Origin of the sequence: Thermoanaerobacter kivui (genome assembly GCF_000763575.1) — a bacterium.
In the GTDB taxonomy this organism is placed as follows: domain Bacteria; phylum Bacillota; class Thermoanaerobacteria; order Thermoanaerobacterales; family Thermoanaerobacteraceae; genus Thermoanaerobacter; species Thermoanaerobacter kivui.
On sequence record NZ_CP009170.1, the window covers coordinates 397,167 to 421,991 of the forward strand.

Sequence of the window (24,825 nt, forward strand, 5' to 3'; positions counted from 1 at the left end):
ATCTGTTTTTTTAGATGAAGTGAACCGTCTTCTATGTTTTAAATGTAACCGTTTTGTAACCAAAATTTAAGGATTTCTTAATAAATTTTAACATTTAAAGAGGTATAATGGAAGAAAAGGGAGAGGCAAGGAGGGTAAAGAGATGAAAGAAAATGAGGTGGAATTAGCTTTTATTGGGTATTTAGCTAGATATGTTAGGTTAGAATCTGTAAAGCTTAAAAAGAAATATCAGGAAGTAAAATATAGGGAACTTTTAATATTGGATACACCAAGAAATAATGAAAAAAGCGAGAATGAAGAAGGGGCAATTGATAGCATAACATACAGTTATATCTCATTTGAGGATGAGGTAATGGATAAATGTATGCTTTCACAGTATAAAGAATTACTTGAACCAGAGGAATTTGAGGTATTAATGCTAAACATTGTAGAAGGCGTATCTCAAAAAGAAATTGCATCAATGCTCCACAAAACGCAGTCTTGTATAAGCAAAATGAAGAAAAGGGCTCTTAGAAAATTGGAAGAATTTATAAAGGAAGTTTGAAACTATGGAGGAATGTGAAAGGCTTTTTGAAATTATTTTGAAAGCAAAACAGGGGGATAAAGAAGCTTATAGAGGAAATAATAAGGCGCTTTGAACCCTTGATAATGGGTAGTGTAAAAGGTGTAGATGAAGAAATAAAAGAAGAGTTAAAACAGGATTTAATCGAGATTATAATAAGAGCAGTAAAGAATTTTGAGATAAAATGAAAAATAAAATTTTGAATTGTGGAATATTTTTTATAAATTTTAGCTTTTATATAGATAGAGGGGGAAATAAAAAAGTGGGAGGTGAAAATGTTTATAAAACGTTCCCCTGGAATAAAATATGAGGGAGGAGATTATAGGGAAAATCCCACATAAAAGATATAAAATTCAAGAGTGGTAGAAAAAAGTATGTCTGCAGAATGGCTTAAATGAAGGCTTTTGAATTTTGCATAAATCTAAAGTATATAATAGAAAAGCGGTATTTCAAAAAGACATTTAAAAATATCTGTAAGTGAAAGATGTTTTAAGTTAAAAAATTAGAGAGGAGGATTATATAAAATTGAAGAAAATAATTAGCATGGTTGTAATTTTCATGATGTTGATCAATTTAGGTTGCGCATTTGGAATGGAGAATGAAACACCGTTTTCAAAAAATAATGAAATAAGTTTGCCAAGTGGAATAGTTAATCCTGATTATGTTGACTATCCAGATGGGACTGTGGATATTCAAATTGAACCGCCAATTACAGATGGTACTACTATTCCCGATGATTCGAGAAGTGGAATTGCAAGTGCCATATGGGATATTGGGTTAAGAATAGGAAGTTACTTTTTTAGAACTGCTGGAAATATTATTTTAGATGTGGCTACAATAGCATTTGGCTTAACAGAAGCTCATGTCAATAAAAATAAAGGAGCTTCGGTTCATTTATATCATTCTTATACATACAGAAACAAAGTTGCAAAAGTTTATAACCAAAGTACCAGAACATGGAAAACTTATGTAATAGAGGGGAATAGAGAGTGGTATAGGCATGAGTTTGCTTCTTTTGCACAAACCAATGGATTTACAGCGACAGCCTCAGTAGATTTTACTGCTGATAAGGGATATCCACCGATTCATGTGGATGTAGCACCTCATTATTATGACGATAACTGGATTAGAAATATGGCTCAGTATAATTACTATTTTAACAGAGGAGTTACTGAGGAATATGGATGGAGGTAATAGTATAAACATCAAACGAATAATATTTTATGTACTATTGATTGCTGTGATATTAGTGGCTTTTGTGGGTTATGATTATTATAATTACAATAGAAGCCATCCATTTTTATACAATACTAATAAAGCTCCTAATTTGAATTATTCTACACAAAGTAAGAATTTTAAAATTTATACTCTAATTGAGGTAGGAAAGAAATATCAATTTTCTGGCAATGAAACTTCTGAGTGGGCTAAAAATGCAAAAGAAGCTCAAGAGTCTAATAAATATACTTCTTTACAGTATACAATCATAATAGAAAATATTAGTGATAAAGTTATAAGAGACTTTAAAGCACAAGCATTTGTTGACGAAGGATTGCAGCCTTATATAATGTCTGGGATATTATATTTCGGTACTCTAAATCAGCAGAAGATAGATTTAAATGTAAAAAATAATGAGAAGATGGATTATATGACAGAAATTAGTCGGTTTACCTGGTTGCCAAATATAAATCAAATTGATGTGAAAGATAGGGAAAAAATTTTGGAAGCCATTAAAAAGCCTATAAAACTCATAATTAAGTGGAGAGATGGAGAAGAATATTTGCTTTTAGAAAATGCTGAAGTGAAGCAGTTTGTTGACAAAGCAAAATTTTAGCCCCTGTTTTCTTAGTACCGAAAGCAGGGGCTGTATATATCTGGATAAAATTTTCTTTAAAACTCCAAATAATGAATAAAGTTTTGAAATGTCAAAGGGCCCTTTGCCCTTCCTCCATAACCATAAGGCCATTTTCTTTAAATTCATGGCAGCAAAAACAAGCATCGCTTGCATGGACAATTTTTCCTTCCCTCTTAACGTCGTCCATCGCAAACCATGCTTCTCCTTTAAATCTGCAAATACTCTCTCTATTGTCTCTTTCCTTCTCTCATATACTTCTTTACAGTAAGGTGTATGCCTTAGGTGTTCTGCTTCTTCTACATATCCTTCCCATATGTGCCTGAATATCCTCTTTGTGTAGTCTTTACTTTGGGTACACTTTTCTCTTAGAGGACAGTTTTTACATTTTTCTGGGTTTGATTTGTATTCTCTATATCCTTCTCTGTTGGTTGTAACATATGTTAATATTTCATTCTGCGGGCATATGTAACAGTCATAGTATTCATCATAAACAAATTCATGTTTTTTCATGAAACCATCTTTTGTTTTTGGCCTTGTATACGGCACTGATGGTATTATTTGTCTATCAAATATTGTCTTTAATATGTACGGATTTTTATAGCCTGCGTCTACTGCTATTGCTTTCGGTTTTCTTACCCTCTTTTCAACTTCTTCTAATACTTCTTGAAACATCACACTGTCGTGTACATTTGCAGCTTCAACTTTTACTCCTAATACAAATCCGTTTTTATCGCAGGCTGTGTGAAAAGAATATGCAAAGATTTTTTCTTTTCCGTTTTTGTTTAACATTCCGCTATCCGGGTCTGTTTTGCTTACTTTCACTTCTTTCGTCTTTATCTTCTTGATTTTCTTTAATGGCTTTTTGCCATGAGCCTCTCTATCCTTGTTTATTTCTTCTTCTAGTTTTTCTTGATAAGTCCTGGCTTCTTTTTCTACTATTTCTTTGGTGTATTTCTTCTTGTTGGCACTTGCTTTTACATGGGTTGAATCTATGAATACTTCCTCTGCATTTACTAGCCCATGTTTTATTGCTTCTTCTAAAATTTTCGTAAATATTTTTTCAAATATATCCGTCCCCTTGAATCTTCTTATGTAGTTCTGACTAAATGTTGAAAAATGAGGTATTTCTTCTGTCAGCCCATACCCTAAAAACCATCTATACGCTACATTTGTTTTTATTTCTGCTATTGTCCTCCTCATCGATGGTATACCAAAAAGATATTGAATGAAAAGTATTTTTATGAGTACTACTGGGTCTATGCTTGGTCTGCCGTGATCTTCGGAATATTTCTCTTTTACTAAATCATATATGAAACTAAAATCTATAACTCTTTCTATCTTCCTTAAAAGGTGATCTTTTGGAACTAACTGATCTATGCTTACAAATTCTATTTGATGTCTGGCATCCTGTTTCTTTGATAACATCTTTCTTCTCCTCTCCTCTTTTGCTTTGTACCGTTAAAAAAACAAGGAACCCTTCTCATCATAACGGGTTCCCGATATTTTGTCAACAGTCTGGTGAAGATATATTGAGATTACAATGGCGCAATTGACAATAGATTTCTGTTAAGTGCGCCATTATTTTTTAAATTTTTGTATTTTTATAGTATAATGAAGATAAAGAAAAAGTGGAGGATGATTTGTGCTTATTAATCAGACTGTGACTTTGTGTATAACAATCTGTGAAAGGGGAATAGAAGATGAATAAAGAGCAATTTGAGAGAATGCATACAGGCAAAATTTATTGCTGCTTTGGATCAAAGTGGAGGTAGTACACCTAAAGTATTGAAACTCTATGGTATCCCAGAGGAAAGTTATGCTAATGAGGAGGAAATGTTTGATTTAATTCATCAAATGCGATCTCGCATTATTAAAAGCCCTGCTTTCCGATCAGAGTATATATTAGGAGCGATTCTTTTCCAGAACACAATGGAACGAGAAATTGAAGGGTATTTTACTGCTGATTATCTATGGAAAGTGAAAGGTATTATTCCTTTTTTGAAGGTGGATGTAGGCCTCGAGAAAGAGGAAAATGGAGTACAGCTCATGAAACAAGTACCTCATTTAGATGAGACGTTGAAGAGGGCGAAAGAGCGAAATATATTTGGGACTAAGATGAGGTCTGTCATTAAAAGAGCAAATCAAGAAGGAATTCGCAACATTGTAGCACAGCAGTTTGAGGTCGCAAAGCAGATCATCGCAGCGGGATTTTTGCCTATATTGGAACCAGAAATAGATATTTACAGCCCGGATAAAGAGAAGGCAGAAGAAATTCTTAAAGAGGAGATTGTAAAACATTTATCAAGCCTTGGGCATGAAGAAAAAATTATGCTTAAAATGTCAATTCCATCAAAGGATAATTTTTATCTGGACTTGATGGCTGATCCGCATATAGTAAGGATTCTTGCCTTATCGGGAGGTTATAGCAGGAAAGAGGCTAACGAGAGACTTTCCCGCAATCACGGGATGATTGCCAGCTTCTCTCGAGCTTTGATGGAGGGACTTACTGCTCAACAATCCGAGGAGGAGTTTAATGATACTTTAGCTGCTGCGATTAAGTCTATTTATGAGGCTTCTATTACTTAAGACTGAACATAAATTATTAAGAAAAAACATTTTAAATATAAGAGACGGTCTTTTATCTTTCTCATTTAAAGTTTAGATGAAAGGAACCGTCCCTTTTGTCCTTATGGTAATAGATGTATGCTCTTTTCCTACAAATTTCAAAGGAAAAGACCTTTTGGGACTGCCAATGGAGATTTTCTTTGTAAAATTTAGAAGACCAGATGGATTTTTATAAAGTGTGAATATTTGATAGTTTTTAAGATAGACTAAAAGGTGGTATTTATGTTTCGATTTCATGAAAGTCGCTTTTTTGAAAATTGGTTTGGAGCTTATGCAATCTTAGGTGCGATTGCTTCAGGATTGATACCTATTTTAATCCCTCTTTGGACGCAGCAACATAGCAGTGCAGCAAATGTCGGGATTGTAATGTCGTTGTTCGGATTAGGGCAGCTTAGTGCTCCTTTGTGGGGAGAAATAGCAGATACATTGAGACTAAATAGAGTTTTATTTTTGATGGGGTTATTTATCATTGGCTTGTCCCTTTTAAGCATTACATTTATTCCATTACCATCAATTTTGGGATTCTTTAGTTTAATGGCTGGCTTAGGATTTTCTTTAACGAATACATTTGCCAATCTTTGGATTGTAGAACGGTTTTCTTATGCTGAAGTAACTGAAAGGGTGGGAACTCTCCAAAAAGTTTATGGGATAGGTCAAGTGGTTGGATTAGCGATAGCAAGCTTACTCAGTGCAACACATATAAAAATAGCTCTTATAGTTACTTCTTTGATGGCATTTTCTTCCTTGATATTTTATAAAACTATGCCAACAATTAGCAGAGATGGGAAAATTAAATTGCGGCCTGCTTTGGAGAAATTACATCCTAGGATACAGCCATTATTAGCTTCGATAAGCCAATCCTATCATTTATTACATATAAAAACTTTATTACCACATTTGTCAAAAACTGCTTTATCAACTTTAACCTTTAATATTTTATGGTTTATAATTGTTGCTGCATCTTCTTTCTTTTTCTCCTTTTACCCCATTATAATGAAATACGTGTATAAAATAAGCCCTTCAATTTCTTCTATAATTTTTTCTGTGGCAGTTGGTCTTAGCATTTTTATATATTCTTTGGTGGGTAGGATTGCAGAAGAAAGAGGAGACAAAAAAGTATTGCTTTTGGGCATTTTTTTGAGATTGATATCTATCTTAGGTTTAACCATACTGGGGTATTTTGTAGTATCAGCAAGAATGTTTTTAGTGGCTCTATTTTTTGTACTGATTATATTTTCGTGGCCAATAATTTCTGTAAGTGGGACAGCTATAGCATCAGAGTCAAATCTACCACAAGGAGCTGCAATGGGACTTTTTAGTGCAAATAATGCTTTGGCTTTATCAATAGGATCATTTATTGGGGGCTTTATAGCTCATGTGAAAAGTTACAACTTTTTACTTGCTTCTTCTGCAATTTTAATGTTCATCGGGCTGCTGTTAAGCGTAATATTGATAAAAGAAGAATAGCAATGTAATTTGACGTTATATTATTCTTAATAACACCATGTAAAATGTCATTATGACAAATACATCCCTCATAAGCTTTGGCACAGGGATGAATATGTTTAGAAAAAGCATAAAAAATTTTTACTTTGTCAACAAAATAAAACAGGGTTTGCTTGAACTTTGGTTATAATTTTTATTTTACTCAAGGAAATATTTAACATTTTGCTTTACTACTAAGACTTGACAGAAAATGTAGTTAATAATATAATAATAAACAACAATACAAAAATAGGAGGTAACTTGAAAATGAAGAAATTGATACTAGTTTTTTTGATTTCTGTATTTTTATCCACTTCCATATCTTATGCCCTTAGTAAAGAATTGTAAAATAAGGAAAGTGACTTAAATAAAATTACCTTCACCGAAAATAATTTTAATTTTACCAATAAATCTACCATTATTATGCCAAATTATTATATTGATTGTTATTGTAAAAAGGTATTAATACCAGATGTATCAGGTTTTAATATAATGTATTGTTACTGTTGCGATAAATATGACCCTTATGGTAACTATATAACGACAGAATGTTCAGGCTGTAGTTTTCTAGGTTGTCCCTATTATTAAGCAAAAAATTAACTGCGCAAAGGGGAAGTTTTATGAGTGAAATAAACCTGCAACCTGCTGTTAATTTAAAAGAGGTTGTAAAGGTATACGCAAATCAATCTGAAGAACAAGTTGCCCTTCGTGGCGTAAACCTTACAATATGGCCGGGAGAATTTGTAACTATACAAGGTCCCTCTGGTTCCGGCAAAACTACACTTCTTAACATAATTGCCGGATTTGAAAAGCCTACAAGAGGTAAAATTGAAGTTTTTGGCATAGATGTTTCAACTCTTAAAGGCAAAAAACTAGCTGATTTTAGGTATTCTTATATAGGTTTTGTCTTTCAACAATTTTATTTAATCCCTTCTCTTACTGCCATAGAAAACGTAATTATACCAGTGATGCCAAGGCATACAGATTTTGACAAATATAAAAAAGCCCTCCTTCTTTTAAAAGAAGTAGGTTTATCAGGCAAAGAAAGTAGCCTTCCAAGTGAGCTCTCTGGAGGAGAGCAGCAAAGGGTAGCACTAGCAAGGGCTTTAATGTCAAATCCACGTATAATCCTCGCTGATGAGCCTACTGGCAACCTAGATACATCAACGGGAGAAAAAATAATAGAAATCTTAAAATCTATAAATGAAAAATATAGAACAACAATAATAATTGTGACCCACAACGATGAAATAGCAAAAAACTCACCTGTGAAAATATTTATGAAAGACGGACGCATTTTGGAGGTTTTGAGAAATGCTTAAATATATATACAAAAATTTAATTTACAAAAAAGGACGCTTGGCTTTAATACTTTTTGGTGCCGCTATCTTATCAAGCGGCTTATCTTATTTAGTAGGAATTGGTCAAACCTCAAAAATGACAGTACAGCAAGCATTACAGGAAAAATGGCGAAGTTCCTATGATATTTTAGTAATTCCGAAAGATATAGTTACTCCTTTAGATAAAAATTTAAATATTATGGAATCAAACCAAATTTCTAACTACAGCGGAGGCATTAGTATAAAAGATTGGGAAGAAATAAAAAAAATTAATGATGTGGAAATTGCAGCTCCTGTCTCTATACTGGGATGGAGAATTCTTAATCTTCCACTTCCAACTTTTGAATCATTAGATCCCGGCGTATATCGATTTGTCACAAAAGTTAAAACTTCTGACGGATTAAAAAATTACACTAAAGAAGTAGCTTATTATTTGATGAATCCATTTTCATTAGAAACAGTAAATAAATTTCCTCCTACCTTATGGGATGATATGTGGAATAAATACGGTCTAAATTTTACCCCACAGAGCATCGCGAAGGCAAAAAATTTACCTTTTACATCTGTATATTTTTATAAGCAAGCGATATTAGTTGGAGCGATAGATCCAGAAGAAGAAGCTAAATTAGTGGGACTAAATAAAAGTATAGTAGAAGGGAGATATTTTTCCAAATCAGACATTCCTAAAACTGATAAACCTATCACAATACCAGTTTTAGTCATGAATTGGCCTTTTTATGATATTTCCTACGAATACTATGTAGAGAAGTTGAAACTTCCAAAAATAGAAGATATACAATTGCTTTACTTCTTAAAGGAAAAAGGTGGTAAAAGTTACCTAGATAAAACACTTGCTAAAAAAAATGTATTTGAAAACAAATTAAGTGCCGAAAAAATGCATGAAATAGTAAAGAAGCAGCTTTTAGAAGGAAGTGAAGGAAGTAATGGTAGAAAACTTGTTTTGACAGGAGGTACTTATCTTCTTCCGACAAAAGTAAATTACAATTCAATAGAAGCCCCCTATAAAGACAGGTGGCCAATAGCTTTAGAAGCAGTTCCTCAAAATGTAAAAGATGAGGAAAAATATCGTTGGCTAAATCTAATTTTAATGGACGTCCCTGTTTTCAGACCTCTAAAAATAGCTTATGGAGAAGAAGTTGTCTTTAAAACTATAGGCTTTTACGATGTGAAAAAGTTGCAAATAGCTACAGACCCTTTATCTGAACTTCCTATGGAACAATATAGACCCGCTCAGGCTCGAGTGGTATTGGATGATAATGGGAAGCCTTTAAATCCTGTTGTCACTTTAAAACCCACAGGAAGCCCTTTAGAAATCATCACAAGCCCTCCTCTCATACTTACCACAATAGAATCTGCAGAAGTTTTATTAGGGGATAAGCCTATCTCGGCAATTAGAATAAAGATAAAAGGAGTAGAACATTTTTCCTCAGAAAGTGAAAAAAAAGCAGAAAATATTGCCAAAGAAATAACCGCTCGTACAGGTCATAAAGCTTACGTAACACTGGGATCTTCTCCTAGAAATATTCTTGTTCATGCAAATAAAATAGGATATTTAGAACAACTTTGGATTCAATTAGGAACAGCTATGACTATTGTAAAAGAAAACACATTAGCTTTTGGGATTTTTATTGCAATTTTAATTGTAGAAGCAATCCTGTTTGTCTTAGCTACCTCTATTGTCAATATTTTGTCTCGCAAAAATGAATTTGCCATACTTTTTTCCGTGGGATGGAGCACCGACTATATACAAAAGTTAATTGTAAAAGAAGGAGCGATAATAGGTGCAAGTGTAGGAATTATTGGAGTTATTTTGTCACTAATTGCATGGCATTTTCTAAATAGACCCGCCGAAACAAATAAGCTACTAGAAGTATTTTTAATATCTTTATTTTCCTACACTGCAGGTACAGCAATTTCATCTTTTACCATTAAAGAAGAAAATATATCTGAAATTTTAAAGTCTGGAGAAGTTAAAAGAGTAATTACCAAACGTTATAGCAAAAATTTGCTTTTAAATTTTCTTTTAAGTAGTATTTTCAATCGGCCGTGGAGAACTCTTTTATCAATTTTGTCAGCTTCTATACCAACATTCTTGCTAAGCGTTTTACTCTACATAAAAATACATTTGAACAATGTCTTACACATGACACTGTTAGGAGAATACATTTCATTGGAACTTCAACCACAGCATTATTTGATAGGTATAATTTCAGTAATTATAGCAGTTGTCACAATTTCTGACCTTATAAGCCTTAACATTACAGATAAACGATTTGAACTGTCGCTCCTTTTAGCAGTTGGCTGGAGAAATAACTGGGTAAGAGGTTTAATTATAAGTGAAGGTGCAATATACGGTTTTGCCTCTGGAATAATTGGCATAATAGGATCAAATTTTATCTTATCTTTGCTTTATAAAAGTATGCACTTAAGTGTTGAAATAGTATTATTGATGACAATGCTTTCAACAGTTATAGGATCCATAAGTGCTCTTATACCCTTTGAGCTTAAAGTAAAGTATTTAACTACATCAGGAGCTCTTAAAATACAGTAAAAATGATATTCCTCAAACAGAGGGGACGGTTCCTTCTGTCTGATTTTTTCAAACAAAAGGAACTGTTCCCTCTGTTTTCTGGAAATTGTATTAATAAAAATTTAATAATTTGTAACCAATTTGTAATATCAGATGGACGAAATAATGGTATAATGATAATATGAGTAGAAACATTGGATGCTTGGGTGAAAGATTAAAAAGTTTTTAAAGCAGTAATTGGGGGGATAAGATGAGAGGAAGATATTTTTTAATTTTTGTACTTGGAATAATAATTGGTGTATTGATATCCCAGGGATTTACAAAATATACAGCTAAGGAGACAATGGCGAAAAATATTCAAAACATTGATTTGGCAAATCCAATTTCTCAAAAAGAAATTTTGAAACAATTAAAGGAAAGTCCATCTTTTGATATGTCACAAATACCCGTGTATAGTTCTGATATTTATGGAGGAATATGGAAAGATTATGACGTTGATTCTGCTTCATTTGATGATTGGAAATTACCTAAAGTGTGGCAAAAATATATTTATTCTCAAGATGATAAAACAGACCCTACATCTATTAACAATGATTCCAATGATAATTTTTTATACATAACGCTTCAAGGAGTTGTTTTCTTATATTCTCCACCTGACGGTAGGTATTGGCCGCCTGTGCCTATGTTTGGTGATATACCACCTGGTTCAGTAATAGTTGCACAGCATGTTCCTATAAAACCTGCTGTTGAATCAGGTATAATACCTGTATATCATGGGCAAGCATTTATAAAGGGTTATCCTTTGCCTGAAGAATGGAAAAGAGCATTAAAGTAAATGTAACAATTTTTTATTAAAGAGGGACTGATAAAGTTACAGTCCCTCTTTAATAAATATAATTGTACGAATCTTGCCAACCCGAATTTATTACAATATTAATTAGAGATTGTCCAGGCTGGGTATCTGTTCCACTAAAATAATGACCAGCATCCCATTCAGATGCACCAAGAGCTTCTAAAACAGAATATAGAGCTTGATGTTCATAATATGTCAATTGTTGAGGAGTTGGGAACTCAGGAATATCATTTAATCCATAATGTGTTACGCCTTGAGCTGTTACTGTATTTCCATTATCATTTTTTACTGTTGCTGTTTTTCCTCCCGCTTTATAACCGATGTTATAGAACGTTGAAAGTTTAGTTGGAAAGCCAAAAATGTCTATATGACTGCCATCATTGTAATAATTCATTTGTGTTATATAAGCTTGCACACCGTCGTTTAAGGTACAAAATATAGGAAATGCATTTCCAGTACTACCTCCACAATATCCACTCACACATATTCCACTTGGAGCCCATGTTTGAAATGCAGGATTTTTTATTGGCATTCCCCATTCTTGATACCAATGAGCTAATATTGCAGCAACGGGCAATTGTAAGGAGCGTGAAGCTGTTTGTGCATAACTTAAATAGTTGTTTACAAAAGTTGTATAATTTGGTTTTGGGCTTGTTGGACAAGTAGCCATAAAAATCTACCTCGCTTTTATTATTTTTTCGAAGGACTAATCGGCCGATTTACCCTTCTACCTATTAAAGAGAGTTTTATATGCTAATTTACAACCCATCTAAGAAATCTTCTCCTAAAAATTCTCTCATTTTTTTCAATGCTTTTTTCTTTGTTTTATTTACTGCCTGCTGCGAAATATGGAGCTTTAAGGCTATTTTCTAAGCAAATTATTAAGGGGAATTAATAAAAATTTAATAATTTGTAACCAATTTGTAATATCTGACAAACGAAATAATGGTATAATGTTGGTAGAAGAATTTATGGGAGGTTTTGGTGAGGAATGAAAAAAGCTCTTGTAATTTTGATAATTTTAACTTTGTTATTTGGCGGATGCCAAACAAAAAGAGAGGTTAAGGAGAGTAATACGTTTCACAAACTAATTCCTAATTTTCAATATTTCCAAATGATAGATAGAAATAATGGATGGGCTATTGGAGAAAATATGGGAGAAAATAAAGTATTTATTACAAATGATGGAGGCACTACATGGGTGACTGCTTCGACTTCTGCCATAGGTGACATTCGTGAATGGTTTTTTATGGATTCTGATCATGCTTGGATACTTTATTCTAATGAGACTCTCTATAAGACGGAAGATAGAGGTAAAAACTGGGATGCTGATGAAGTGCCTTTTGGTATGGGTAAATTATTTTTTATAAATTCCGGTGGAGAATATCAAGGCTGGGCCCTTAAGGAATATGGGCTTGCGTCTGGGAATGTGCCTGTGGATGTTTATAAATTAATAAACAATAAATGGATTCTCATTCACGAAGGAGAATTGCCTAACAGTACTTCAGCATCTCCTAATCCACTTCCATATGAAGGGGAGAAAAAGAGCTTTGTTTTTTTGCCTGATGTAAAAACGGGTTTTATTACAGTGGAAAGGTGTGAACCAGGAAAATCTAGTTTATACATGACCACTGATGGAAGATATACATGGAATAAAAAAATTATTCCACTGCTTTCAAGATTTGATGAAGAATATATTTCTGTATATTCTCTTAAACTTGTTGATGGTGAAATCATTTGGCCAATATCTGCATTTGATGATGTGAGAGGGGATTTTGAGGAAGTGTTTTTAGTAAGCAAGGATAATGGGAATAGTTGGAAAGAGAAGGCTTCTTTTGTATCCAAGAATTCTCCCAGAGAGGTTTATGTAGTAGATGAAGAAAACTGGTATGTTTTATTTGAAGATGAATTATTTAAAACAAATAACGGAGGAAATACATGGGAAAAGCTAAATATTCCTCAAGGTACATTTCAAATTCAATTTATAGATAATAAAACAGTGTGGGCTTTAGCTTCAACATCGGGTGGGACAAATTTATTTTACAGTGAAAATGGCGGTTATACGTGGGATAAGAAGTTTTAAAATTTCAATTGGTGTATAAGGAGAAAATGAGGAGGATGAGAACAGAATGTATAGAAAAATAAGAGTTATTGTATTAATTGTAATAATTTATTTTATCGCTATTTTGGCTAAAAATCTGTATGAATATAGAGTAAAGACCATTGATGAAGCCATTGGATTTAATCTTGATAATGTTTATAAAGTAGAGATATTAAGAAATGAGCAACCAAAAATAACAGAAGATAAAGAAAAAATTAAAGAATTAACCGAATGGTTAAGAGGATACAAATATAAAATGAGCAGCACGGTAAAAGGAAAAATAGATTTTTCTTATTATGTAATAAATTTTTATTCTCATGTAGAGAACGGCTTTATAGCTTTTGATAAAGATAATAAAAAAATAATTATAGTAAATGGGTATACATACGATGTTTTCGATAACTCTATTGTACAGGATTATTTACAGTCTTTTTGGGAATCTATCAGATAAGGCGAAGTAAAAAATAAAATAAATTAGGAATGGAAGGATTAATATTTGTTTGGAGGTAGGTGCAACGAGGAAAACAAAAACTTTTTTATTAATCGCTTTTGCCATTGTTTTATCATTGAGTATAATTGCCGTTGGATTGTCAGTCTCGAGAGTTAGTGCAGGGGATGGGCCAAATCAATCACAGTTTGATAAAATTATTGAAAAAGTAGGCAGTTTTTTAAAGGGTAATAAAGACAAATTGAAAGTCAATGAAGGGGATGTGATTGCAGAGGCTAACGGTATACCGATATATAAAAACGAATTTGAATTGCGTAAGGGATTGACATTGGCATCGGAAGGACAGGTAAACGATATAAATAATTTTGTTTTAAATAAATTGGTGAGAGAGAAAGTAAAAGAATATCTTGCTATGAAATACAATCTAAAGGTATCTGAAGATGAAATAAATTTATATATTGAAAAAGAGAAACAACAATTTAAAGAATTTCCTGAAGCGGAGGGAAAATTGAAAGAGTTAATTTCTGCAAGTGGTATGACATATGAGGAATACTGGAACGATTATGAGAGATACAATGTAAAAAGAATGTTGCTTTTTGATAAGCTGTACAATGCGATAATCAATGAAGGAATTAAAAATAGGGAATTGAAGAAAACGGATAAAATGACCATAGAGGTGCAAAATGAGTATAAAAAGTATTTTGACAATATAATAGATCAATATGTAAAACAGGCTAAAATATCGATTGATGAAAAATATAAAGATATGTTTAGAGGCTTCAGAGTAGATTGATTTTGTAGAGGTAGGAGAGGGGAATGAAAAAATTTTTTATAATACTATTGCTCTATAGACGTTGGAAAAAATATATATTATAATAACCGTAAAGAATACTTAAGAGGTTTTACAAGATTTAAAAATGTATAAATTTTACAAAATATTAAAAAATATCAATTGATAATAGTAGCAATGAGAAAAAATATAAAACCTTTACCTTTTACTAGAACGCCTTTTAAACCAGATGTCCTTTGGATACGAACACATAACCTTAACTTCTACAAAATATTTTTATCCGACATCAAACTATTATTACTATGATCTTTCAAGTTATGGTTGGCTACCTGTAAGAACGGATATTTTGCATGGATATGTTTCTACTTCATGGGTAGCACTTCATAGGGAGACTAGTAGTGAATGGGTGTTGATGTTAAATAATGGATATGTAAATTGATATTAAATTAAAAGAATTGAAAAGTATTACAATAACACAGAGGTATTCTTTTTTATAAAAATAAAAGAAAGGGAGAGTGTTAATGAAAGAAGAAAATGTAGAGTTTAAGATATTTTTTATATTGCTAATATATATTTATTTAATGGTAGGTAACATATTGTTACAAAAGATAATCCGTATTTCAGAAGTTACATACAACTAAATAATACTTGTGTGGGGTAATCTAATTTTTTATTTCGCTTTAGGAATATTATTAACAATTCCTTTCTTTTTAAGTGAAACAAAGAAAGAAGGGAATTGGATGATAAATTATAAATGTCTATTGGCTTTTATTTTACCCTTATTTGCAGTAGTTTTTTTGTATTTTTATCCCATCTTATTGGACCTTTCTTATGTACTAGGACATGTTATTAATGCACTATCTGTGGTAGCAGGATATTCATTGATTTTTATAGTCAGCAAGAAGTAAGAAATAGCTTTAAAAATAAATTGGTACACCAACTGTGAAAATACCCCTCTGAGCTAGATTTACATCTCAGAGGGGGAGAATCAAATAGATGTTTTATAGGAAAATCAATTTAAATTTCTTATTGTTACCTTGTTTATTAGGTACTTTTTAGGTAGCCTACAATTATTTGATTTAAGCGGGGATATTCACCTATATCTTCTTCAGTTTGTACTAAAACTTCGTTATTCATTACTGCGATTACTTTTGCCCCTTTTATGTTTTCATTCAAACTTACTATTCTGTGCTTTTGTTTTGCATCATCAATGGAATCTGTATATAGTATTTTTCCATCTTTTATTATGGCAAAACTTGTGGCATATTCTTCTAATTCGAATATTTCATGAGAGGAAAGAAGTATTGTACCTTTCTTTTCATTTACATATTGTTTTATAATTTCTATGAGTTCAAACCTAGCAGCTGGGTCAAGATGCTGTGTAGGCTCATCTAAAATTATGAATTTTGCATTTGTTGAAAAAGCTAATATCGCTAATATAAGGGTTTTTTGACCCCTTGAGAATTTTTGCATCTCTTCATTTAAGTTAAAGCCATATCGGGAGAGAAAGTTTTTAAAAAACATATCATCCCATGATGGATACAGAGTTTTGTACAGTTTGTAATAGTCTGCCAGTTGTAAATTGTTAAAGACTTTTCTGTGTTCTGTAACAAACGCTATATCTTTTTTTATAGAAGGGTGAAAAGGCTTTTCGAATATGAATATTTCGCCTGAATCCTTTTTTACTGCGTTCATTATGCATTTTAATGTTGTGGTTTTTCCTGCACCGTTTGGACCCACAAGTGCCATTATTTCTCCTTCTTCTACTTTAAAAGTTACATTGGAGAGTATTTGTTTTCCATCAATTTGTTTACTTAGATTCTTTACTTCTAATGTGTACATTAATTTTCACCGCCTTTTATTACATATGACCAGAAGCCCAAGAGACAAATGAGGGATGAGTATATCAAGGATAGAAGTAAATTTCCCTGCCGAGTAAAACTTATCAGGCTGTAAGGATTGAAGGCAAAGCTATTAATATCTGTTGTGCCCATATATCCGAAAAGTGCATCTAAGAAAACTATAAAAGCGCTCCAACCTAATCCATCCATCTCAAAGCCTGAAAAAGTCATTTGAAGTCCAAATATTGCAAGTAAAAGTATTAAACTTCTCAAAATAGGCTCAAATTTATTTATAAAAGGGCCTTCTAAAAATATTCCTTCAATAGCAGAGGTCACAATCACAACGAGGCTTAAAAAAATGAGATTGTAAAGGAACAATTCTTTTTTAGAAAAAGGTAGGAAGTATAAAAGTTCTGCATTTTGATGCCTTATATCATACACTATAAAAGTGGCAGATAAAAACAAAAGTGCAATTGTTTTGATTAATATTACTGGTATGAATAGTAGAAAAGTAAGAAAAAGTATTCTTACAGTTTTCTCCTTTAATTCTTTCTGTATATAAATATCCATTTTATTTATCACTTCATTCATTTTTCCAGACCTCCTCAAAAATTAACATAGAAGTATAATAGTCTATACGACTGTTTTTCAATTTTGTGACACATTCTCTTATAATTTTTATTATACCTTCTTCTACATCAATGTCTTTCTTTATAAAATATCCTATGCCTTGCTCTGACTCTATATATCCTTCGTTTTTTAATTTTTCTAAAGCTTTTATAACTGTATTTATATTTACGTCAAATATCACCTGTAAATCTCTGATAGATGGAAGTTGACTGCCTTTTTGAAGGTTACCTAATAAAATTTCTGATTTTATCATGTTTACTATTTGTAAATATGCAGGCACTCCACTGTGTTTATCTACTTTTCTTAGCATTTTGCACCATCACTCTCTGATTAATTTTATAATGCCTGAATTTTTTATGTCGATAGGAGCTTTGCTTTTGTTTATAATTTTTAAAGAACCGCCTGTTGCATCTATATAAAATTCACCAGTTTCATCAGGAGTATTTAAAATTTCAAGTGTTCCATTTAAAGAAGTGGCATTTATATTAAAATTATTAAATTTTGATTTTATATTAATATTTACACCAGTGGCGTCTAATATGATTTTATCAAAATCTAATTCTCCTTTTATGTTACTCCCTGTAGTATTGAGATTTAAGTTTTTACCTTTTAATTTGCCATTCAAGTCAAAACCAACGGTGTTTATATAAATGTTATTTTCTGATACGATATCAGCATTTATTGTAGTTCCAACAGAGTTTATATGAATGTCTTTAATGTTTCCACTACCAATTATCTTGACTGATGTACAATCAATATCAAGGTTTTTTGCAAGTGATGTACCTAATTTTATAACATAAGTAGAATTTTTTATAGGAGAAAATTCTTCTAAATGTAAAACTTTATTATCTCCGGTTTCTATTAATCGAGAAGGATAAGACAAAGTATCGCCTTCAACAAGTTCCAACTCAATTTCTGAGGAGACTTTAATAGATATGCTATCTATGTCTTTTACTGAAATTGATTTATCCGGCAGAAAATTTTCATGAGGGCGTAAGTCATAATTAGAACTATTCGGGATAGTTATTGGGGGAATATTAATATGAATACCTGGAATATCAATTTTTGTGCCATTGTCTTTTATAGTTTTTGTCTTAACATTAGTAAAAAATAAACCCATTCCTAAAATTGGTACGGTAATTACCATTATAAATAATACGAGTAAAACAATTGAAAGTGAAGAAGATAGCCCTTTTCTTATAGGGAAGATACTTATTAAAAGTACAAAAGATAAAATAAAAAGCGATACTTTTAAAGAAATCCATGGAGAAATCCAAGCTAATAAGATGCTAACTCCTGATGCAGTTACTCTTATAGTGGCACTTTCTTTAAAAGTTTTTACAATGGGCAAATTTGAAGTTTTGCTTGAGAATAGGAAAATAAAACCGGTTACTAAAGCTACAAAAGCCACTAAAAATACAATAGTTTCAATTAAATTTTGATTCATAAGACGACCTCCCGAAGTTTTATACTGTTATATAATTATATAACACTATAAAACTTTTTTGTCAATGAGTTTTAAAAAATTATTAAAACAATTTTTAAGCTAGAAAAAATAAGAAGGAATTTAAAGATCTATGTAGAAATAATAAACTTGTAGAGGTTAATCATTAAAATTTGAAGGTGGTTTAATAAAACTATACGGGAAGGGGTAGAAAATGGATTATAAGGATTTATTAAAAAAGCTTAGTGAAAGCTACGGGGTTTCTGGGCATGAGAGAGGAATTTATGACCTCTTAAAAAAAGAATTTGAGCCAATTTCAGATGAAGTTAAAGAAGACAATTTTGGCAATCTTATTTTTAAAAAGAAGGGCACAAAAGGCAAGTACAAGGTGATGTTAGCAGCTCATTTAGATGAAATAGGCCTTATGGTGAAAGATATTGATGAGAAAGGATTTATAAAATTTACAACAGTAGGAGGGGTTGATCAGAGGACTCTTCCTTCCCAAGAAGTTATAGTTCACGGTAAAAAGGATTTGTTGGGAGTTATAGGAAGTAAGCCACCACATCTTTTGTCTTCTGAGGACATGGAAAAAGCTATAAAAATAGATGATATGTATGTGGATGTTGGACTTCAAAAGGAGGAGGTAGAAAAACTTGTAAGTATTGGAGATATAATAACCGTAAAAAGGGAGTTTAAAGAGCTTTTGAATGAGAATGTTTCGGGAAAAGCTTTGGACGATAGAGCAGGGGTTGTGGTGATGGCAGTATGCCTTGAGGAGCTCAAGAAGGTGTACCATTATCACGACGTATATGCTGTAGCCACTCTTCAGGAAGAGGTGGGAGTAAGAGGAGCTACGACTTCTTCTTACAATATTGAACCTGATATAGCTATAGCGATTGATGTGACTCATGCGAAAGCGAGGGGAGTTAGCCGAGACATAGAGGTAGGGAAAGGGCCTGCGATTGGGAAGGGGCCTAATATTCATCCTGCTGTATATAAAGGGCTTGTAGATATAGCTAAAAAATACAATATAAATTATCAGATAGAGCCGCTTCCTGGGCATTCAGGCACTGATGCATGGGCAATCCAGGTGTCAAAAAAAGGAGTTCCTACAGGGCTTGTGTCAATACCTTTGAAGTACATGCATACTTCTGTGGAAACTGCTAATATGAAAGACATAATAGAAAGCGGCAGACTGCTGGCACACTATATTGCCAATCTGCCTGAGGAATTGGAGGGACATTTATGTTATTAAAGGAGTTAACTGAGCTTTTAGGTGCTTCTGGAGATGAAAAAGAGGTAAGAGAGAAAATAAGAGAAATAGTAAAACCTTATGTGGATGAGCTTTATGTAGACAGAATTGGAAATTTAATAGCCTGCAAAAAAGGGAAAAAGGAAAAGCCAAAGGTGATGCTGGCTGCTCACATGGATGAAGTTGCTTTAATGGTGAAGTCTGTAAATGAAGACGGGACATTGAGTTTTTCTCCTGTGGGCGGAGTTGACAACCGTATTCTGGTAGCCAAAGCAGTAAAGGTAGGGGAGAAGAAGATAAACGGGGTAATAGGTGCAAAACCTATACATCTTCAGAAAAAAGGAGAGCAGGAAAAACCTCTTGACTTTGATGAACTCTATATAGACATTGGAGCAGCATCTAAAGAAGAAGCTTTAAAGCACGTTTCACCCAGTGACTATGTCTACTTTGAATCAAATTTTGAACTTTTGGGGGATGGATACGTTAAGGCAAAGGCTTTAGACGATAGGATAGGTTGTAACGTGCTGATAGAAATTCTGAAGAATACATATGAGTATCCTGTTTGTGCAGCTTTTACAGTTCAAGAAGAAGTTGGTTTAAGAGGCGCAGGTGTAGCAGCTTACAATGTAGATCCTGATTTTGCAATAGTGGTAGAAGGCACTGTCGCTGCAGATGTTGTGGATTCAGAACCTCATTTGGTTTCTACAGAACTAGGAAAAGGACCAGCGATTTCACTTATGGATAGAACTACTTTGTATGATAGAAAGATTATCGATAAAATCGTCAAGATAGCAGAAAAGAATAAGATACCCTATCAGTTTAGAAGAATAGCTAGCGGTGGTAATGACGCAGGGAAAATTCACCTTACAAAGGGAGGAATAAAGACGGTAGCTATATCTGTACCTTGCAGGTATATTCATTCCTTCAATTCTGTAGCTAAGCTGAGTGACTTTGAAAATACAGTTAAGCTTGTGGACTTAGTGATTAAAAATATTGAGGAGGTATTGAAATGAGTGTGAATGTGGAACTTATAAAAAAGCTAACACAGGCTTTTGGACCTTCGGGAAGTGAGGAGAAGGTTTTTGAGATTATAAGAGAGGAAGTCAAAGGTTTTTGCGATGAAATTACTCATGATGCGATGGGAAACATGATATGTGTGAAAAAGGGAAAAGGGAAAAAGATAATGGTGGCTGCTCATGCTGATGAAATAGGCATTATGGTTACGCATATTGAAGAGGAAGGCTTCTTGAGGTTCACAACGATAGGTGGCGTTTATGTAGAGCACCTTGTAGGAAGAAGAGTTAAGTTTAAAAATGGTACAGTAGGAGTGATTGGAGTAGAACATTTGGAGGATAAAAAGGATTTTAAACTGGAGAAGCTTTACATAGACATAGGTGCAAAAGATAAAAAAGAAGCAGAAGAGCTTGTCAAAATAGGGGAGAGTGGAAGCTTCGTAGGAGAGTTTGTAGAAGCTGGAGATAGGTTAGTCTCCAAAGCTTTTGATGACAGGATAGGTTGTTATGTAGCGATTGAGGCGCTAAAAAACGTGAAGACAGAAAATGAGCTGTATTTTGTTTTCACAGTGCAAGAAGAGGTAGGCTTAAGAGGTGCTACTACAGCCGCTTACAGTATTAATCCTGATTTTGCTATTGCTGTGGATGTGACTGCAACGGGAGATATTCCTAAAGCGAAGAAAATGGCGATGGCTCTCGGTAAAGGTGCAGCAATAAAGGTGATGGACAGATCGATAATTGTAAGCCCTTTTGTGAGAGATATGATGATTGAAGTGGCGAAAGAGAATAATATTCCGTATCAATTAGAAATACTGGAATTTGGTGGTACTGATGCGGGAGCAATTCACCTTTCAAGAGGGGGAGTACCCTCTGGAGTGATTTCTATTCCCACAAGGTATGTTCACAGCGTTTCAGAGATGGTGGATAAGAAGGACGTAGAGGCAAGTATTAACCTCCTGATAAAAATACTGGAAAAATAAAGCAAAAGACCCTGCTTTTTAAGCTGGGTCTTTTTATTTATAGGCTTATGCACTTTCACTAGAGGTGTTATTTTTTGAATTTACAAGCCAGTTGACTATAAAAAATATAGCTGCTACGAGAAGTACAAGCCCTGCTATTGCCCAGAGGAAATTTTTAAGGTTGAATTTAAACATTTTTTCTCCCTCCTCGGGAAAAGGTTAAAATTTGTTCTTTATTTTCATTGTACAAGATATTATGGGAAATATCAACACTTTTTGACAGAATGGAGTGATAGAGGTGGTGTTTGAATTTAGCTTTAACGTGGATTTAACATAAACTTAATATTCATATAACATAGAAGTTTTATAATTAAATCGACAAGTAGATAACCCTTTTGTTAGAGATTGGAGAGAAACCTTTAAATGGACTAATAGATGAAGGCTATTGGTTTTTTAAAGGTTTCTCTCCTTTTTTGTGAGGGGAAAGTGATATTAATGCTTAGATTGATTTTAGATGACTAGAAATTTTAAAACAAGCATAAAACTTTAATTTTGGAGGATGAAAAATGATTGATAGCAATAAGATTTTTGTAAGCACATTAGTGTTAAATAAGATTGGGGAGATGGAAACGTTGGTATCAAACGGGGTAGGCATAGAGATATTTGCGGAAGGACCTGAATGGGATGATTTAGACAAGGGTTTTAAAGTTGTAAAAGACATTTTTAAAAATTACCCTTGTAGTTTCGATTTAAATTTGGCTTCTAGTTATCCTGTAATACGTAAATTAACCACTGATATTTATAAAAATGTCATAGAAAAAAGTTCAGAAATAGGATGTCATTATATAGTTTTTCACACTCATAATTACAGTGCCCATATATTTAACAAAAAAGAGGTACAAAAACGAGTAAAAGACACCTTATATGAATTATCTAATTTAGCTAATCGTGTAGGTGTAAAGATGTTAATTGAAAATGTAGGATTTGGCCCTTCGCAGCTTTTTGATGAAAAAGAATTTGTAGAAGTGATTTACGAAATAGACAATATAGGAGCTCTTTTAGACGTAGGACATGCCTATATAAATCGATGGAATATTCCTGGGGTGATATCTCGATTAGGATACAAATTAGAAGCTTTGCATATTCACGATAATAAGGGACAGAGTGATGAACATAGAGCCATTGGAAAAGGGGCAATTGAATTTTTTGAGATATGGAAATCTTTGAATAACACTTCTTCGAATCCAGTGTTAGTATTAGAATATTATAATGTTTCTTTAGAGCGAACTTTAAAAGATGTAGAGTTTTTGAGGAAAATTGCGAGGGAGGTTATAAATACAAATGAAAAAGAATTTGTTTAAATTTTCAATTCTGTTTTTATTAACAGCTGCTTTATTAGTAAGCATTATTACAAGTTGTGGTGTAAGTAAAAATCAAGAGCATTCTACAAAGCCTGTTCAATATGCTCAGAGTGAAGTTCCTGTTACAATAGAATATTGGCATGTCAATACAGAAAACTTTGGAGGTCCTACTGTAAGGGAATTAGTAGAAGAATTTAATAAAACTCATTCAAAGATTAAAGTAACTGATAAGTTTAATCCCAATTCTTATACAGGATTAATGCAAAATCTTTAGGCAGCTTTAGCTGCAGACAATCCTCCAGCAGTAGCTCAGGTAGGATATAATTATTTAAATTACGTATCCAATAACTTTCCTTATTTTCCATTAAATGATGTAAAAAATTTTGACCCTGAATATCAAAACTTCCTAGATGGTTTTAGTGATGAAATTTTAGACTTAGGGAAAATAGGAGATAAAATAGTCCTTATTCGGTTAGTGTACCTGTCCTGTACTATAATTCTGACATGTTTAAAGAAGTAGGGCTAGATCCATCCAATCCTCCTAAAACATGGAACGAAGTAAAAGAATATGCAAGTCTTATTAAGCAAAAAACGGGTAATTACGGCATTTTTGTAGAAGACGTGGCTAATTGGGCTATTGACGCGATGGTTCTTTCAAATGGAGGCCAAATATATAAAAAAGGGGGAATGTTAGCATAGCTGCGTTTGATACTCCAGAAGCAATAGAAGTATATCAATTTCTTCAGGATATGGCTAAGGATGGATTATTATTGCATGCCACTCAAAAAGAAGGACAACAGGCTTTTTTGAGTGGAAAATTAGCGATGATTGTGCAAACTATAGGCTTACAAAAATATTTTCGTGATAGTGCTAATTTTGAAATAAAAACAGCTCCCTTTCCTGAGTTTAAAGGTAAACCCCGAAAAGTTCCAGCAGGTGGAAATACACTTTCTATCTTTGCAACACGCCCCGAAGAACGAAAAGCAGCATGGGAATTTATAAAATTTTTAAACGCGCCTGAAGCTTTAATGAAATGGGTAAAGGGGACAGGATATTTACCGCATAGAAAAGAAATGTTAGAAGATAAAAATTTTCTTGATTCTTTTATAAAGGAGAATCCTTTGGTGAAGGCTGCAATTGAAGTGTTACCAGACGTGGTACCTTGGCCTAGTTTTACGGGGGGAAATAGTTTAGAGGTAGAGAAGGTAAGAATTGATACTACCAATGCGATATTGTCTGGGAAAGTTAGTGCAGAAAAGGGTTTAAAAGAAGCTGTTTCTAAAATAAACAATCTAGCAAAATAAAAAACTACTAAATGTCTCATAAGGGGGGGAAAGAAAGTGTTGAAGTGATTAATTTAAATTTTAATCTTTTAAAACTTAAAGGAGGAGGGAAAGAAAAAATGAGGAATATTAAAAGAACAGTTGTTGTAGGAATGTTGATGATAGTACTGCTTGCGACAACGGTAACGGGTTGTGGGAGTAATGGCAATATAAATCCTACGAGTAAGCCTACGGAGACTACCCAGACAGAAAATGCTAGTAGTACACCTTCTGAAAAAGTAAAAATCGAGTACTGGCACGTATTTTCAGAAAACATGGGGGCCCCTTCTGTTCAGGAACTAGTTGAAAAATTTAATCAGCAGCATAAGGATATCGAAAATGGACTAATAGATATTCTAATTCTATTGGTCTTTTAAGGGTTTCTCTTCTTTTTGT

General features: G+C 33.0%; 26 protein-coding genes and 2 pseudogenes. 21 read left to right on the forward strand and 7 right to left on the reverse strand.

Annotation, left to right across the window (positions count from 1 at the left end; all coding sequences use genetic code 11):
- Nucleotides 1–142 precede the first annotated feature (142 nt).
- The 4 genes from TKV_RS01960 to TKV_RS01975 all read left to right on the forward strand — a co-directional run bounded on the left by TKV_RS01960 (nt 143) and on the right by TKV_RS01975 (nt 2,393).
- Entirely contained in the window at nt 143–544 is a 402-nt protein-coding gene (locus TKV_RS01960; protein WP_049684540.1) for an RNA polymerase sigma factor, read from the forward strand.
- 104 nt (nt 545–648) lie between these two features.
- A complete protein-coding gene (locus TKV_RS13310) occupies nt 649–750 on the forward strand; it encodes a hypothetical protein (RefSeq protein ID WP_236617307.1) in 102 nt (33 codons plus the stop codon).
- A 337-nt stretch (nt 751–1,087) separates the two neighbouring features.
- Entirely contained in the window at nt 1,088–1,756 is a 669-nt protein-coding gene (locus tag TKV_RS01970) for a hypothetical protein (protein WP_049684541.1), read from the forward strand.
- The gene (locus TKV_RS01975) at nt 1,743–2,393 is read left to right on the forward strand and encodes a hypothetical protein (RefSeq protein WP_049684542.1); all 651 of its coding nucleotides are present in this window, start codon (nt 1,743–1,745) and stop codon (nt 2,391–2,393) included. Before TKV_RS01970 ends, TKV_RS01975 begins: the two co-directional genes overlap by 14 nt.
- Here TKV_RS01975 and TKV_RS01980 read toward each other — a convergent pair.
- On the reverse strand, nt 2,346–3,839 hold the full coding sequence (locus TKV_RS01980; RefSeq protein ID WP_049684543.1) for an IS1182-like element ISTte1 family transposase: 1,494 nt from the start codon (nt 3,837–3,839) through the stop codon (nt 2,346–2,348). The genes TKV_RS01975 and TKV_RS01980 overlap by 48 nt on opposite strands.
- Nucleotides 3,840–4,130: 291 nt before the next feature.
- Here TKV_RS01980 and TKV_RS01985 point away from each other — a divergent pair, with 291 nt between their 5' ends.
- The 5 genes from TKV_RS01985 (at nt 4,131) to TKV_RS02005 (ending at nt 11,250) form a co-directional block, all read left to right on the forward strand.
- Entirely contained in the window at nt 4,131–5,000 is an 870-nt protein-coding gene (locus TKV_RS01985; RefSeq protein WP_268870089.1) for a fructose bisphosphate aldolase, read from the forward strand.
- 261 nt (nt 5,001–5,261) lie between these two features.
- The gene (locus TKV_RS01990) at nt 5,262–6,506 is read left to right on the forward strand and encodes an MFS transporter (protein ID WP_049684544.1); all 1,245 of its coding nucleotides are present in this window, start codon (nt 5,262–5,264) and stop codon (nt 6,504–6,506) included.
- Between the two features lie 638 nt (nt 6,507–7,144).
- Nucleotides 7,145–7,846 (forward strand): ABC transporter ATP-binding protein, encoded by a 702-nt coding sequence (locus TKV_RS01995; RefSeq protein WP_049684545.1) that lies wholly within the window; start codon nt 7,145–7,147, stop codon nt 7,844–7,846.
- Nucleotides 7,839–10,436: an FtsX-like permease family protein gene (locus TKV_RS02000; RefSeq protein ID WP_049684546.1), complete on the forward strand. Its 2,598-nt coding sequence runs from the start codon at nt 7,839–7,841 to the stop codon at nt 10,434–10,436. The genes TKV_RS01995 and TKV_RS02000 overlap by 8 nt, the downstream gene beginning before the upstream one ends.
- Before the next feature lie 229 nt (nt 10,437–10,665).
- Nucleotides 10,666–11,250, forward strand: coding sequence for a hypothetical protein (locus TKV_RS02005; RefSeq protein WP_049684547.1), 585 nt, complete (start codon nt 10,666–10,668; stop codon nt 11,248–11,250).
- A 49-nt stretch (nt 11,251–11,299) separates the two neighbouring features.
- Here the strand turns inward: TKV_RS02005 and TKV_RS02010 are convergent, their stop codons facing one another.
- Nucleotides 11,300–11,938 (reverse strand): hypothetical protein, encoded by a 639-nt coding sequence (locus TKV_RS02010; RefSeq protein ID WP_039931465.1) that lies wholly within the window; start codon nt 11,936–11,938, stop codon nt 11,300–11,302.
- A 321-nt stretch (nt 11,939–12,259) separates the two neighbouring features.
- Between TKV_RS02010 and TKV_RS02015 the strand changes: the two genes are divergently transcribed.
- From TKV_RS02015 to TKV_RS13900, 4 genes and pseudogenes are all read left to right on the forward strand, one after another.
- On the forward strand, nt 12,260–13,351 hold the full coding sequence (locus TKV_RS02015) for a WD40/YVTN/BNR-like repeat-containing protein (protein ID WP_049684548.1): 1,092 nt from the start codon (nt 12,260–12,262) through the stop codon (nt 13,349–13,351).
- Between the two features lie 46 nt (nt 13,352–13,397).
- Entirely contained in the window at nt 13,398–13,820 is a 423-nt protein-coding gene (locus TKV_RS02020) for a hypothetical protein (RefSeq protein WP_003871101.1), read from the forward strand.
- 49 nt (nt 13,821–13,869) lie between these two features.
- Nucleotides 13,870–14,610 (forward strand): SurA N-terminal domain-containing protein, encoded by a 741-nt coding sequence (locus TKV_RS02025; protein ID WP_049684549.1) that lies wholly within the window; start codon nt 13,870–13,872, stop codon nt 14,608–14,610.
- 518 nt (nt 14,611–15,128) lie between these two features.
- A pseudogene (locus tag TKV_RS13900) lies at nt 15,129–15,515 on the forward strand (hypothetical protein).
- A 136-nt stretch (nt 15,516–15,651) separates the two neighbouring features.
- Here TKV_RS13900 and TKV_RS02035 read toward each other — a convergent pair.
- Genes TKV_RS02035 through TKV_RS02050 form a run of 4 tightly spaced genes read right to left on the reverse strand, consistent with a single transcriptional unit; the run spans nt 15,652 to nt 18,525 of the window.
- On the reverse strand, nt 15,652–16,449 hold the full coding sequence (locus TKV_RS02035; RefSeq protein WP_049684550.1) for an ABC transporter ATP-binding protein: 798 nt from the start codon (nt 16,447–16,449) through the stop codon (nt 15,652–15,654).
- A complete protein-coding gene (locus TKV_RS02040; protein WP_049684551.1) occupies nt 16,449–17,039 on the reverse strand; it encodes a hypothetical protein in 591 nt (196 codons plus the stop codon). The genes TKV_RS02035 and TKV_RS02040 overlap by 1 nt, the downstream gene beginning before the upstream one ends.
- Nucleotides 17,032–17,388, reverse strand: a complete 357-nt coding sequence (locus TKV_RS02045; RefSeq protein WP_049684552.1) for a GntR family transcriptional regulator — start codon at nt 17,386–17,388, stop codon at nt 17,032–17,034. Before TKV_RS02045 ends, TKV_RS02040 begins: the two co-directional genes overlap by 8 nt.
- A 9-nt stretch (nt 17,389–17,397) precedes the next feature.
- Nucleotides 17,398–18,525 carry a head GIN domain-containing protein gene (locus TKV_RS02050; RefSeq protein ID WP_049684553.1) on the reverse strand — a complete coding sequence of 376 codons (1,128 nt, stop codon included), beginning with the start codon at nt 18,523–18,525 and terminating at the stop codon, nt 17,398–17,400.
- A gap of 211 nt (nt 18,526–18,736) precedes the next feature.
- Here TKV_RS02050 and TKV_RS02055 point away from each other — a divergent pair, with 211 nt between their 5' ends.
- Genes TKV_RS02055 through TKV_RS02065 form a run of 3 tightly spaced genes read left to right on the forward strand, consistent with a single transcriptional unit; the run spans nt 18,737 to nt 21,767 of the window.
- The gene (locus TKV_RS02055) at nt 18,737–19,777 is read left to right on the forward strand and encodes a M42 family metallopeptidase (RefSeq protein ID WP_049684554.1); all 1,041 of its coding nucleotides are present in this window, start codon (nt 18,737–18,739) and stop codon (nt 19,775–19,777) included.
- Nucleotides 19,768–20,787, forward strand: a complete 1,020-nt coding sequence (locus TKV_RS02060) for a M42 family metallopeptidase (RefSeq protein WP_049684555.1) — start codon at nt 19,768–19,770, stop codon at nt 20,785–20,787. Before TKV_RS02055 ends, TKV_RS02060 begins: the two co-directional genes overlap by 10 nt.
- Complete coding sequence (locus TKV_RS02065; RefSeq protein WP_049684556.1) at nt 20,784–21,767, forward strand: M42 family metallopeptidase; 984 nt, start codon at nt 20,784–20,786, stop codon at nt 21,765–21,767. Before TKV_RS02060 ends, TKV_RS02065 begins: the two co-directional genes overlap by 4 nt.
- A gap of 45 nt (nt 21,768–21,812) precedes the next feature.
- On the opposite strand, the gene TKV_RS13770 is transcribed toward TKV_RS02065, so the two are convergent.
- The gene (locus TKV_RS13770) at nt 21,813–21,941 is read right to left on the reverse strand and encodes a hypothetical protein (RefSeq protein ID WP_268870090.1); all 129 of its coding nucleotides are present in this window, start codon (nt 21,939–21,941) and stop codon (nt 21,813–21,815) included.
- A gap of 371 nt (nt 21,942–22,312) precedes the next feature.
- Between TKV_RS13770 and TKV_RS02070 the strand changes: the two genes are divergently transcribed.
- The 5 genes and pseudogenes from TKV_RS02070 to TKV_RS02090 all read left to right on the forward strand — a co-directional run bounded on the left by TKV_RS02070 (nt 22,313) and on the right by TKV_RS02090 (nt 24,806).
- Nucleotides 22,313–23,107 carry a sugar phosphate isomerase/epimerase family protein gene (locus tag TKV_RS02070; protein WP_049684557.1) on the forward strand — a complete coding sequence of 265 codons (795 nt, stop codon included), beginning with the start codon at nt 22,313–22,315 and terminating at the stop codon, nt 23,105–23,107.
- Nucleotides 23,088–23,381, forward strand: a complete 294-nt coding sequence (locus TKV_RS13065) for a hypothetical protein (protein WP_049684558.1) — start codon at nt 23,088–23,090, stop codon at nt 23,379–23,381. The genes TKV_RS02070 and TKV_RS13065 overlap by 20 nt, the downstream gene beginning before the upstream one ends.
- 200 nt (nt 23,382–23,581) lie before the next feature.
- Nucleotides 23,582–23,806 (forward strand): annotated as a pseudogene (locus TKV_RS13775) (extracellular solute-binding protein); the annotation flags it as partial.
- The gene (locus tag TKV_RS13075; RefSeq protein WP_322785815.1) at nt 23,803–24,411 is read left to right on the forward strand and encodes an extracellular solute-binding protein; all 609 of its coding nucleotides are present in this window, start codon (nt 23,803–23,805) and stop codon (nt 24,409–24,411) included. The pseudogene TKV_RS13775 and the gene TKV_RS13075, both read left to right, overlap by 4 nt.
- Before the next feature lie 11 nt (nt 24,412–24,422).
- Nucleotides 24,423–24,806, forward strand: a complete 384-nt coding sequence (locus tag TKV_RS02090) for a hypothetical protein (RefSeq protein ID WP_148307236.1) — start codon at nt 24,423–24,425, stop codon at nt 24,804–24,806.
- The last annotated feature ends 19 nt before the right edge of the window (nt 24,807–24,825 follow it).